Source organism: Xanthobacter cornucopiae (assembly GCF_043195065.2).
GTDB lineage: Bacteria > Pseudomonadota > Alphaproteobacteria > Rhizobiales > Xanthobacteraceae > Xanthobacter.
On record NZ_CM195531.1, the window covers coordinates 36,695 to 48,708 of the forward strand.

Consider the following 12,014-nt stretch of genomic DNA (forward strand, 5'->3'; position numbering starts at 1 on the left):
CCTTTTCCCGCGCGCGATTCCAAGGACTTGAGGTCCATCATCCGGACCCCCGCGACGCCGGTGGCGCCGCGGGGCGGTGCTCAGGCGCTGGCCTGCTGGCGGCGGACGAAGTCGTGGAAGGCGGCGAGCTGGCCCTCGATGAAGCTCAAGGTGCCCTGGTCGGTGAGGGCGCCATCAGTCACCTTGGTGTGCACCTGGCCCACCATCACCTCCGGCACGTTCAGCACCGGCACATCCAGGCACACCAGGACCTGGCGCAGATGGTATTGCGCCCGCGCCCCGCCGAAACCGCCCATGGAGGCGGACTGGAGGAGGGTCGGCTTGCCCTTCAGCGGCTTCTCCGGCACCCGCGACAGCCAGTCGATGGCGTTCTTGAGGCCGCCGGGGATGGAGTAATTGTATTCGGGCGTGACAATCACCAGCGCGTCGGCGGCGGCGATGGCCTGCGACAGGGCGGAGACCGGCGCGGGAATGCCTGCGGCCTCGATGTCCCCGTCATAGAGGGGCAGCAGCGCGATGGAGGGCAGCACCTCCACGTTCACGCCCGCGGGCGCGATGCCGCCCAGGGCGCGGGCAATGGCGGCGTTGTAGGAGCCCTTGCGGATGGAGCCCACCAGAACGACCCACTTCATGCTCTTGACCTCATGTTGCCAAGGCCGGCCGAACGCCGGCGCCGGGGAACATGAGCATATCGCCCGCCCGAGTCCCACCCTTTTTGCGCACTGCGGATGTCAGCCGATGCGCACCATGTGGTTGTCGAAGCGCGGGCCGCCGGTGCGGCGGGCGATGATGGCGACGCCCTCCGCGCTGGCGGCGATGCGCACCACCTCGCCATAGCCGCTGGCAGCGATGAAGGTGCCGGGGTCGTAGGTCATGGCCAGGCTGCACCCGTCGACCAGCGGCACCGCGCCGATGTAGCGCCCGTCGGCGTGCCACACCGCCACCCGCCCGCCGCGCGGCGTGGCGCAGGCCACGAACCGGCCGGAGGCGTCGAACGCCACCGAGCCCACATAGCCGCGCAGCTCGCGCCATGCGGTGTCGGGCGCCTCGAACGGGGCCAGGGCGCCATCGGTGGCGATGCGGAACAGCAGGGGCCGGGCGATGCCATCGTTCAGCAGGTCCTGGGCCGCGACCACGGTGCCACCGGCCCCGTCGCGCGAGAGATGGCGCAGGGACAGGCTGGCGAGGTCGGCGGGCAGGCGCCCTTCGCCGCGGGGGGCGCCGGTGAGCGGGTCGACCAGCGCGATGCTGGAGCCGGTTGCCTCGGCGTCGCGCGCCTCCGGCGTATTGGGCTCGATGCCGCCATTGGCCACCACCAGCGCCGCGCCCGAGCGCATGAGGTCGTGCGGGCCATCGCCCAGGCTCGGCCACTCGTCGACAATGGCGAAGCCGGCGGCCACGTCGCGCCGGGCGATGACGCCCCGGCCCATGGTGTGATGGCCCGCGCCTGCCTCCGGCCGCTCGATCTCGGCGGTGAGGAACAGGCGCCCGTCGGGGGAGAAGCGCCCATGGCCGGAGAATACCCGCCCGGAACCGGGACCGAAGGTGGAGAGGGCGCTGGCGGTGTCGCGGCGGAACACCACCGCCACGGTGCCGGGCCGCCGCCCCACCGCCACCGCCAGCGGCCCGGTGGGGCTGGCCTCGACCCCATGCAGGCGCACGGCGGAGGGCGCATCGATGCCGGCCGCGCCGGACGCGTCCACGCCGACCGCGGCGAAGCCCGTCTCCACCCCGGCGGTGGACAGCCAGCCGCTGTCGCCAGCGGCCTCGGCCGCGAGACCGGGGCGGGTGAGCGCAGGCAGCGCCAGCAGGGTGCCGGCAACGAAGGCGCGCCGGGAAAGGCGGCCCGCGGCCCCGTCACCCGCGCAGCGCTCCCGGAGTGGGGGATGGCGATGGCTCATGCGCGCCTCAATCGCCGTCGAGGGCGTTGAAGCCCAGGGAAATGCCGAAATAGGACGCCATCGGCCGATACACCGCCAGCTGGGCCGCCTTGAAGGTCTTGATGGCGGCTTGCAGGGTGGCCGCGCCGCTCGCGGTCTGGGCGGCGGCGCCGAGGTCGGCCGGCAGCTTGTCGGCGGTGGCATCCGCCTCGGTGGCGGCCTTGTTCACCACCCATTGCGGGCGGCTCGGCATCTGGGTGGCGATGGCGCGCAGCAGCGCGTCGGCACTTTTCACCATGTTGGCCGCCACCCGGCCCGAGCGGCCGGAGCGCCAGTTGTCGGCGGCCAGGGGCTTGGCCTCGGACGGGCCGGAGCCGAGCACCGGCAGGATCTTGGTGTCGGTCACCCGCTGGAAGGCGCCAGACAGGTCGGTGAGGATCATGCCCGGCAGGGCGGCGGCGTCGGGGAACAGGGCCGGGTCGCCCTTGCCGGCGGCCAGGCCGCCCAGCAGCCCGCTGGAGCGATCGCCCCAGGCGGCGCGCACGTCATGGGCGATGGTGGCGAGGTTGGTGGCGATGGCGAGGCCGAACGCACAGCGCCGCGCCGCTTCCGGGCCCGCGACCAGGGCCTCCGCCGCGCCTTCGTCGTACAGCAGCCGTTCCAGCGCCGGCAGGCCCTGGATGGCGGCGCTGGCCTGGTCAAAACGCTCGGGGGAGAGGCGGGCGGCGTCGGTGTCGCCGATCATGTCCGCCATGCCGCGGGCGATGCCGTTGCGCCGGTCGGGGAAGAAGCTGAAGCGGTCGGGACGCAGGTTCTGGCTGATCGGGCCGAAGGTGACGAATTCCACCGCGTTCCAGGCGTCGGCGGCCTTGCCATAGGCCTCCTTCAGGGCCGGAACCCCGGCGGCCTCGGGCTTGGCGCAGAAGCCGGCCCAGGCGGACTTCTGGGCGTCGGTGGTGCTGGCCAGGGCGTCATAGCGCGGCAGCAGCCAGCCTTCGATCACGGCCACGGCATCGAAGGGCGGATTGGCAGCGCGGGCCGGAGACACCGAGACGGCGGCGGCGCAGACGAGGCCAACCAGCACCTTGCGCGCCGTGGCGATGGCTGGGCGGGCAATGTTCTCAAGCATGCGAAGCACTTTCAGAACCTAGAGGGACGAAACATAGTCAAGCAAAGCGGCGCGGTCACGCTCGGGCAGGGCGCGGAAGCGGGCGGCGGCGGCCGTGGCCTCGCCGGCATGCCAGGCGATGGCCTCCTCCACCGTGCGCGCGCGGCCATCGTGCAGCAGGCCGGTGTCGCGGGCGAGCGCCTGTGAAATGCCCGTCAGCGGCGCGGTGCGCCAGTCCGATGCACCGGCGCCGGGCTCCGGCATGGTGTCGCCCAGGGCGGTGCCCATGTCGTGCAGCAGCAGGTCGGAATAGAGCCGCGCGGTGCCGCCGTCGGCGGTGGGCAGCGCCGGCCGGTGGCAGGTGGCGCAGCCGACCGAGGCGAACAGCCGGGCGCCGGCCGCATCGGCTGGCGCGGTGCCATGGGGTGCCGGCAGCGCGGCCACGTAGGCCACCACCCGGTCGAGCACGGCATCGCCGATCTCCAATCCCGGGGTGCCGTCGGCTTCCACCGGGCGGGCGCCGTGGGGAGCGGCGCGGCAGGCGGGCTGGAGCGGCGTGCAATCGCCCCACGGCTCGGGATGGAACCGGTTCGACAGGCCAAGGTCGAGGAAGAAGGCCTCCGCGCTCTGGCTGGCGAGGGTGGCATGGCTGGCCTTCCAGCCGAAGCGGCCGATGCGCATGCTGCCGTCGGGCTGGGAGATCCGCCGGGCGCGGCCGGCCACGCCGTCCTTCGCCGCCGCCTGCTCGGCCTCCACGGCCAGCAGGGTCGAATCCGAGACCGCGGCCATGGCGCCGCGTCCGTGCAGGTCCGGGGCGGCGCGCAGGGAGAGGCCGCTTTGGGGGTCGAGGGGGCCATAGGCCAGGGCGTCGAGGCGCGGCCGGCGGGCGCGCCGTCCGTCCGGCAGGGCGGTGTCGTCGGCGGCGATGATGCCCTCGGGGGGCAGGCCCGGCACCGCATCGATCTGCATGCGGCGACCGTAGACGGGATCGCCCGAGCCGTCGGCGCGGCCGATCATCAGAACCATGCCCCGCCCCTCCACCTGGCCGTCGGCCTCGAATGCGGCCGCGGCCCGCCCGCTGCCGGGATGGCAGGACGAGCAGGAGCGCGCGTCGAACAGCGGTCCGAGGCCGTCGTCGGCCTGGGTGGTGGTGGGCGCCGGGGTCCAGGGGCGCTTGAACAGGGCCTTGCCGATGTGGATGTCGAGATCGTCCAGCGCCCGCGCTGGCGCGGCGGCCTGGGCGAGGACGAGCGCGATCGCCAGCAGCGCCGCGCGGTGGCGTGTGAGCCGGGCCATCACGCCACCCGGAACCAGCCCATCAGGCCGGCATCCATGTGCTCGAGGATGTGGCAGTGGAAGGCCCAGTTGCCGCTGGCGGCCTTGAACGCCACGTCGACCGTCTCGTTGGGCTCCACCAGCACGGTGTCAGCCTGGAAGGGAGGAAGGCTCTTCTTCCTGGAGGAGGCGAGCACCTTGAACACATGGCCGTGCAGATGCATCGGGTGCACATGCTTGGTGACGTTGGTCATGGAGAGAACATAGCTCTCCCCGGCCTTCAGGATATTGAGCGGCGGCGGCAGGCGCAGGTCCGCCCCGGCCCCCCAGGAGGTGCGGTTGATGGCCCAGAAGGTCTTGTCGCCCACGCACAGGGACTCGATGAGCGCCTTTGCCAGCGGATCGCCCTCCGGCAGCGGCGGGGCGATGATGGTGGCCCCGGCGGCGGTCTGGATCAGGAAGTCGAGGTGGGTGGCCTTCGCCACGTCCGGCAGCGGCACTTCCGTTGCGGCGGGCAGCGCCTTGGGCTTGAAGGGGGTCTTCCTGCGGCCCTTGTCCACCGCCACCAGGGTGGTGAGCAGATAGGGTTCGGCGGTGCGGTAGTCGTAGATTTTCACTTCCTGGCCCGGGCCGGGCATCCGCACGTGCACGTCGATGCGCATGGCGGGGCCCATGCGCCAGATGTCGTCCGGCGCGGCGCTGAACAGGAAGGGCGTGATGGCCTGCCCATCGGTGGCGATGATCGCGGCGTCGTCGGTGTCGCAGCCGAAGTCGATGACCCGGGTGGCGTCGGCGACGATGGCGCGGATGCGCACGTCGCCATGGGCCGGGGCTTCCACCCGCGGCGGCACGATGGAGCCGTTGACCGCGCGCACGGTGCCGAAGGTGCCGGCGGTGGAGGCGCCGGCATCGGTGAACATGGGCAGCCACCGGGCCTGCTCGTCCAGCCGCCAATCCTTCACGGCGATGATGTGCTCAAGGTCGAATTTGACGCGCTTCTCGGCCGGCTCCTCCACCAGCAGCAGGCCCACGAGCCCACGCCCCACCTGCCCGGTCTCGTCGCAATGGGGGTGGAAGAAATAGAAGCCCGGGTCGGGCAGCGGCACGTTGTAGAGGAAGCGCCCGCCGGCCGGAACGTTGGGCTGGGTGATGGGGGCGACACCGTCATACAGGTACGGCCCGCGGATGCCGTGCCAGTGCACGGTGGTGGGCACCGGCAGGCGGTTTTCGAAATCCACCATCAGCCGCGTGCCCTGGGGCATGCGCCAGGTGAGGAAGGGCGTGTCGTTATAGGCGCAGAAGCCCGGCGTCTCCGGCTGGCCCGCGCCGAGCAGGGCCATCGTGCGTTCCTGCGCCAGCAGCGACAGGCGTCGCACCGGCGCCGTGGGCGGCAGGGTGTCGATGGACTTGGGGGCCTCCTGGCCGAGGGCGGACGGGGCGAAGGCCGCGGCTCCCGCCGCGGCCCCCCCCAGCATCACTGCGCGACGCGAGATCACCGCGATGGCCTCACTTCTTGTTGACGGCGTTCGGGTTGTCGAGGCTCTGCGAGCCTTCCATCTTGATCTGGAGCTTGAGCGCCGAGACGCCGCGCTCGATGGCGTGGGCCTGGGCCACCAGGGCGTCGACGCCGGCCTGGATGAGCTTGCCGCCCTTCTCATTGCCTTCGGCGAGCATCTGGTCGTAGCGGATCTCGTTGGAATCGGCGACGTCCTTCAAGGCCTTGAGGGCGGCCAGGGCGGCGTCGGACTTCTGGTCGATCTCGTCGGCCACCTTGGGATCGGCGGCGCGCACCAGGTCGGCGACGGAGGGACCCTTCACCTCGGTGCCGTCGGGCTTGGTGAAGCGACCGTAATACACGTCGCGGATGCCCACTTCGTCATAATAATGGGCGTTCTGCGTGTTGTTGGAGAAGCAGTCGTGCGCCTCTTCCGGGTCATGCAGGATGAGGCCGAGCTTCATGCGCTCGCCGGCGAGCTCACCATAGGAGAGAGAGCCGAGGCCGGTGAAGATGACGCCGAGGCCGGCCTTGTCGTTCTTCTTCAGAAGCGCCTTGCGGGCGGCGCCCTTCGCGCCCCACAGGTCGGTCATTTCCTTCAGGTCGGCCACCAGGGTCTGGGTGGCGACCTTCAGATACTGGCCGCGACGGTCGCAATTGCCGTTGGTGCAGTTCTTCAGGTCGTAGTCGGTGAAGGAGCGCTGGCCCTCGCTCGGCGTGGCATTGTGGAGGTTCTGCCCCCACAGCAGGAACTCGATGGCGTGCCATCCGGAGCCCACATTGGCCTCGACGCCGCCGGCGGTGTTGAGGTTGTGCAGCAGCTCGGGGGTGATCTTGGTGACGTCGATGGTCTTCTTGCCGATGCGGATCGTCTTGGAGGCGATCACGTTGGCGGTGTACAGCGGGTTTTCGTCGGAGCTGTCGCCGTAGGACTTCTTGTCCACATAGTCGATGAGACCCTCGTCGAGGGGCCAGGCATTCACATTGCCCTCCCAGTCGTCGACGATCTTGTTGCCGAACCGGAAGGCCTCGGTCTGCTGGTAGAACGTGCGGGCGTGCTTCCAGGCGTCCTTGGCCGCCTGCTGGGTCTGCGCGCTCGGGGCGGCGACGAAGGCGTCGACCGCCGTCTGCAATCCCTTGGCGGTCTCGTAAGAGGCGCCGTACATGGTCTGGGCGAGGTCGGCATAGTGGGTGATCACATCGCGGGGCTTGGGCGCGTCGGCGAATGCCGGCGTCGCGAAGCTCACCGCGGCGGCGATCGCGCCGGCAATGAAATGCGCGCGCATCAACCTGTTCTCCTGGTTCGGCTAATTCAATTCAAATGATGGCACCGGCAGGAAAGTGCCCGCTCCCCCGGCAGCGGCAGATTAGGGAGGGCCCGCCCCCCTCGCAAGCTCGCCAGCAAATAATGGAATCGTTCTATCCCGTGCTTCCGATAGGTAAAAACGGATTTCATGCTCCAATGTGAAGAGAAAACCGGAACCATCCACCCGCAATTCTGAGTCGCGGATGGCAGTCGCGCGGTGGCGCCTGATGGCGGCTGTGGCGATGACTGGCCGGGCGAGACTGCGTCACCCGGTCGCCGGGTGTTGTGTGCAATTCAACGCAAAGGCTTGACGATCCGCGGTTTCTGTCGCGACCGAGAGTGTGTGGCGGGATTGTATTCGTTCTAAATTGCGGGCCGGCCGCTGACAGCTCCTGGCGGCGGGTGCTAAAACACAGCAATGTTCCGTCATCGCGTATTTGATCTGGATGCGTGGGATTATTTTTTGAGTTGTTCCAATTTGCTCGGCGGATACTCCCGACGCGCCATTTTGCGTCCGAGGCATCCTTCATCGTGCACCGTGCAGCGGCCACGTCCCCGCGCCCCGGCGGGCAGATGCGGCTGTGTCCGTGGCGCATGGCGTCTTGGTTTCGGCTTGGTCGGATTTAAGGAGACCTGACATGCTGGCGGCCCTCCTCGTCGTTTTTCGTGAGGTGCTCGAGGCGGGTATCGTCATCGGCGTGGTGCTGGCCGCGTCCGAGGGCATTCGCGGGCGTGGCCTATGGATCAGCGCCGGCGTGCTTGGCGGCATCGTCGGCTCGGCGGTGCTGGCGCTGTTCGCTGAGCGCATTTCCAATCTGTTCGACGGTTCCGGCCAGGAACTGCTGAACGCGGCCATCCTGTCGGTGGCGGTGGTGATGCTGGTGTGGACCGTGGTGTGGATGGCGAGCCACGGCCGCGAGATGGTGCTGCAGATGCAGTCCGTCGGCAAGGACGTGAAGGAGGGACGCAAGCCCCTGACCGCGCTTGCGCTGGTGGTGGGCATGGCGGTGCTGCGCGAAGGCGTGGAGATCGTGTTGTTCACCTTTGGCATCATGTCCACCGGCATGGAGACGGTGCCCAACGTGGTTTCGGGTGGCCTGCTCGGGCTCGCGGCGGGCGGGGTGGTGGCGTTCGTGCTGTACCGCGGCCTGGTGGCGGTGCCGCTGAAGCACCTGTTCAAGGTCACCGCCGTCGTCATCACGCTGCTGGCGGCGGGGCTGTCGGCCCAGGTGGTCGGCATCCTCCAGGATTCCGGCTTCATCCAGTCGCTGGCTGATCCGGTGTGGGACAGCAGCTGGCTGCTCACCGACGACGGTCCGCTCGGCCGTGTGCTGCGGACTCTGGTGGGGTACCGCGCCCAGCCCACGGGCATGCAGGTGGTGGCCTATCTCGCCACCGTGGCTGTGATCGTCGTGCTCTCCCGCCTGGTGAACAGCCGGATCGCCAAGGCCAAGGCGAGCCACCTGCGGACTACTGCGCGCGCGTGACGCGCGCGCGAGTGGTCGGCGAAGCTTGGTGCGCGATTTCCGCGTGCCAAGCCCTTGCGGTTGGCGGCGCCCGGGCGCATCCTTCTCCCATGCCTAGGGCGGAAGTCGTGGCATCGCAGTCGGATTCACGATAAGGAAGTAGGCAGATTGCTTATTTCCTATGCGCCGTCGTCCAGCGCGCCACGTCGGCCCCTCGTCCAGGGAACGGCGGCCGGTCCGGCCCGGAGAGGAGACACCCGTGAGCCAGACCCCAAGCCAGCCGCAACTACAGGACAGCCAGCCGCAGCGACAGGACGACGCATCGCGCCTCTTCCTGCGCGTTGATTTTCCCAATGGCCGGCGTCTCGGGCCGGGCAAGATCATGCTCCTTGAGGCCATCCGCGAGCATCGGTCCATCCTGTCCGCGGCCAAGGCCATCGGCATGAGCTATCGGCGGGCGTGGCTGCTGGTGGATGAACTCGACCACATGTTCGAGCAGAAGGTGATTCTCACCTATCCTGGCCGGCGCGGCGCCGGCACCGAGGTCACCGCCTTCGGCGAGCGGCTCATCGCGCTCTACCGCGCCATGGAGCGGCAGGCGGCCAAGGCCACCCGCGCCACCCTTGGCGAGCTCACTCAGGCTCTTGCGGAAGAGAGCGCCCGGCAACCAGGCGAAGAGCCGGAGCGGCGGGACGGGACGGTGGGGTGAAGGCCTCGTTCTGCTCCGGGAAGGCGGGAGAGCGGCTGTCCACCGCCACCGCCTTGATCATGGACCAGATGGGCATGCCCTCCTCGAGGGCCAGGCGCTCGACGCTCTCCAGGGTGACAAGGGCGTGGAGCTTGCCGTGGCTGAGCGCCACCTCCACATTCACATAAGGCCCGCCCTCACGCCGGATGGTGCGGATGGTGCCAGCCAGGCGGTTGGTCACCGACACGTCGATGGGGCGCGACAGGGACAGCGAGACGTCGCGTGAGCGGATGCGTGCCCGCACCGGCGCGCCCACCGGCCGATCCACCAGTGGCACTCGCAGTTCGCCGCCCGCGAAGGCGATGGTGGAGAGGGCGAGCTCGGTGTCGTGGCCCTTCACCACGCAGTCGAGGATGGTGCCGAGGTCGAAGCGGCCCAGCACCGGCAGCAGCTCGGCGCGGGACAGGACGTCGGTGAGCGGCCCGCTCGCAACCACCGTGCCCTCCCGCAGCGCGGCCACCGTGTCGGCCAGCCGCAGCACTTCCTCGATGGAATGGCTGACGTAGAGGATGGGCAGCTTCAGGTCGTCGCGCAGGCGTTCCAGGTAGGGCAGGATTTCCGCCTTGCGCTGCTCGTCCAGGGAGGCGAGGGGCTCGTCCATGAGCAGCAGGCGCGGCTGGGCCAGCAGCGCCCGGCCGATGGCCACCCGCTGCTTCTCGCCCCCCGACAGGGTGTGTGGCCGGCGCTTCAGCAGGTGGCCGATGCCCAGCATCTCGACCACCGCGTCGAAGCCGATGGAGTGGTCGTGGCGGGCGCGGCGCTGGCCGTAGCGCAGGTTGCTGTCGGTGGTCAGATGGGGAAACAGCCGGGCGTCCTGGAACACGTAGCCCACCCGCCGCTTCTCGATCGGCAGGTCGATGCCCCGGTCCAGGTCCAGGAAGACCTCGTCACCGACGCGGATGTGCCCCTTGTCCGGCCGCACGGTGCCCGCCACCGCCTGGATGATGGTGGTCTTGCCCGAGCCGGAGCGGCCGAACAGGGCGGTGACGCCGGTCTGCGGTGCGGTGAAGTGCGCCTTGAGGGTGAAGCCGGTGCCGCGGGCGAGGCTGATGTCGATCTCGATCATAGCCGGCCCAGGGCGATCTTGATGCGGCGGTCGGCCATGCCGGCCAGCACCAGCGCGCCGAGGGCCAGCACCACCGAGACCACGGTCAGACGCAGCGCCATGGCGTCGCCGTCGGGCATGTGGGTGGCGCTGTAGATGGCGAGCGGGATGGTGCGGGTCTGGCCTTCCACGTTGGAGACGAAGGTGATGGTGGCGCCGAACTCGCCGAGCGCCGAGGCCAGCGAGATCAGGGCGCCGGACAGCAGGCCCGGCAGCATGAGCGGCAGCGTCACCGTGAAGAAGGCGTCGATGCGGGTGGCGCCCAGGGTGCGGGCGGCGGTCTCGATGCCCCGGTCCACCCCGTCGATGGCGAGGCGGATGGCGCTGACGGTGAGCGGAAAGCTCACCACGGCGGCGGCCACGGTGGCGCCGGCGGTGGTGAACATCAGGCTGACGCCGAGCCACTCATACAGATATTGCCCGAGATAGCCGCGCGTCCCGAGCGTGATCAGAAGCAGATAGCCCACCACCACCTTGGGCAGCACCAGGGGCAGGTGCACGATGCCGTCGAACAGGCTCTTGCCGGGAAAGTTGGTGCGGGCGAGAATCCAGGCCACCAGGATGGCGGGCGGCATGTTCCAGAAGGTGGACCAGAAGGCGACCTTCAGGCTGAGGACCACCGCCGTCCATTCTTCCGGTGTGAGCAGCATGGGAAACATCCGGCGCGTAAAATCCCGAAAAGTCTAAACCAAGGCGACGTCGGCGCGAAGGATCTCCTCGCGCCGACGTGGAAATGCTCACGCAAGACTGGTGCCGCCGCTCGTCTCCGGGGCGGCGATCACTTCACCACGAAGCCGTACTTCCGGTAGATGTCCTTGGCCTCGGGCCCCACCAGGAAGGCCAGGAAGGCCTTGGCCTCGGGTGTGTCGTGGCCCTTCACCAGGGCGAAGGGATATTCCACCGGCGGATGGCTGTCGGCCGGAAACACCGCCACGACCTTCACGTTCTTGGCGATGGCGGCGTCGGTAGCATAGACCACGCCATAGGGCACCTCGCCGCGCTCCACCAGGGTGAGGGCGGCGCGAACGCTCTCGGCACCGACGATGCGCGGCGCCACCTTGTCCCACACGCCGAGGGTGGTGAAAGCGGTCTTGGCATAGATGCCCACTGGCACGCTGTCGGTGAGGCCGGTGGCGATGCGGCCGTTGGCACCGAGCAGGGCCTCGATGTCCATACCCTTGGCGATGGTCACCGGCTTGGCCTTGTCGGCCGGCGCCACCAGCACCAGCGCATTGCCGATCGGCACCACGCGGCTGGCCTTCAGGGTCAGGCCCTTGGCATCGGTGTAGTCCATCCACTTGAGGTCGGCGGAGGCGAAGATGTTGGCCGGAGCGCCGGCCTCGAGCTGCTTGGCGAGCGCGGACGACGCGGCGAAGGAGAACTTCACCTTGGGCTTGCCCTTGGCCTCGTAGGCCTTGGCGATGTCCTCGAAGGCATTGGTGAGGCTGGCGGCCGCGAAGGTGGTGACGGTGGTGTCGGCGGATGCCGCGGCGGCGGTGGCGGGCTGCTCGGCGCGGGCCGGGCCGAGCAGACCCGCGGCCAGGACGAAGCCGAGGAGGAGACCGCGGCGGGGAATGATGAAATCGATCATGGCAATGGTCTATCCCGGATTGATATAGCCATGCATATAT

The 12,014-nt window shown here is 69.5% G+C and carries 11 protein-coding genes; 2 read left to right on the forward strand and 9 right to left on the reverse strand.

Features of this window, described 5'->3' with window-relative positions; translation table 11 throughout:
• Positions 1 to 80: 80 nt before the first annotated feature.
• From V5F53_RS00160 to V5F53_RS00185, 6 genes are all read right to left on the reverse strand, one after another.
• Entirely contained in the window at positions 81 to 632 is a 552-nt protein-coding gene (locus V5F53_RS00160) for an NADPH-dependent FMN reductase (RefSeq protein ID WP_393995761.1), read from the reverse strand.
• Between the two features lie 99 nt (positions 633 to 731).
• Positions 732 to 1,901 (reverse strand): DUF1513 domain-containing protein, encoded by a 1,170-nt coding sequence (locus tag V5F53_RS00165; RefSeq protein WP_393995762.1) that lies wholly within the window; start codon positions 1,899 to 1,901, stop codon positions 732 to 734.
• A gap of 7 nt (positions 1,902 to 1,908) precedes the next feature.
• Complete coding sequence (locus V5F53_RS00170) at positions 1,909 to 3,009, reverse strand: imelysin family protein (protein WP_393995763.1); 1,101 nt, start codon at positions 3,007 to 3,009, stop codon at positions 1,909 to 1,911.
• 18 nt (positions 3,010 to 3,027) lie between these two features.
• Complete coding sequence (locus V5F53_RS00175; protein ID WP_393995764.1) at positions 3,028 to 4,284, reverse strand: di-heme oxidoredictase family protein; 1,257 nt, start codon at positions 4,282 to 4,284, stop codon at positions 3,028 to 3,030.
• Positions 4,284 to 5,759 (reverse strand): multicopper oxidase family protein, encoded by a 1,476-nt coding sequence (locus tag V5F53_RS00180; protein WP_393995765.1) that lies wholly within the window; start codon positions 5,757 to 5,759, stop codon positions 4,284 to 4,286. The genes V5F53_RS00175 and V5F53_RS00180 overlap by 1 nt, the downstream gene beginning before the upstream one ends.
• 10 nt (positions 5,760 to 5,769) lie before the next feature.
• The gene (locus V5F53_RS00185; RefSeq protein WP_393995766.1) at positions 5,770 to 7,044 is read right to left on the reverse strand and encodes an imelysin family protein; all 1,275 of its coding nucleotides are present in this window, start codon (positions 7,042 to 7,044) and stop codon (positions 5,770 to 5,772) included.
• 658 nt (positions 7,045 to 7,702) lie between these two features.
• On the opposite strand from V5F53_RS00185, the gene V5F53_RS00190 reads away from it, so the two are divergent.
• Both V5F53_RS00190 and V5F53_RS00195 read left to right on the forward strand, forming a co-directional pair.
• Entirely contained in the window at positions 7,703 to 8,551 is an 849-nt protein-coding gene (locus V5F53_RS00190) for an FTR1 family iron permease (protein WP_393995767.1), read from the forward strand.
• Positions 8,552 to 8,789: 238 nt separating this feature from the next.
• Positions 8,790 to 9,239: a winged helix-turn-helix domain-containing protein gene (locus V5F53_RS00195; RefSeq protein WP_393995768.1), complete on the forward strand. Its 450-nt coding sequence runs from the start codon at positions 8,790 to 8,792 to the stop codon at positions 9,237 to 9,239.
• Here V5F53_RS00195 and modC read toward each other — a convergent pair.
• The 3 genes from modC to modA form a co-directional block, all read right to left on the reverse strand.
• Complete coding sequence (gene modC / locus V5F53_RS00200) at positions 9,163 to 10,344, reverse strand: molybdenum ABC transporter ATP-binding protein (RefSeq protein WP_393995769.1); 1,182 nt, start codon at positions 10,342 to 10,344, stop codon at positions 9,163 to 9,165. The genes V5F53_RS00195 and modC overlap by 77 nt on opposite strands.
• On the reverse strand, positions 10,341 to 11,033 hold the full coding sequence (modB, locus tag V5F53_RS00205) for a molybdate ABC transporter permease subunit (protein WP_393995770.1): 693 nt from the start codon (positions 11,031 to 11,033) through the stop codon (positions 10,341 to 10,343). Before modB ends, modC begins: the two co-directional genes overlap by 4 nt.
• A gap of 128 nt (positions 11,034 to 11,161) precedes the next feature.
• Positions 11,162 to 11,974 (reverse strand): molybdate ABC transporter substrate-binding protein, encoded by an 813-nt coding sequence (gene modA / locus V5F53_RS00210; protein ID WP_393995771.1) that lies wholly within the window; start codon positions 11,972 to 11,974, stop codon positions 11,162 to 11,164.
• Between the last annotated feature and the right edge of the window lie 40 nt (positions 11,975 to 12,014).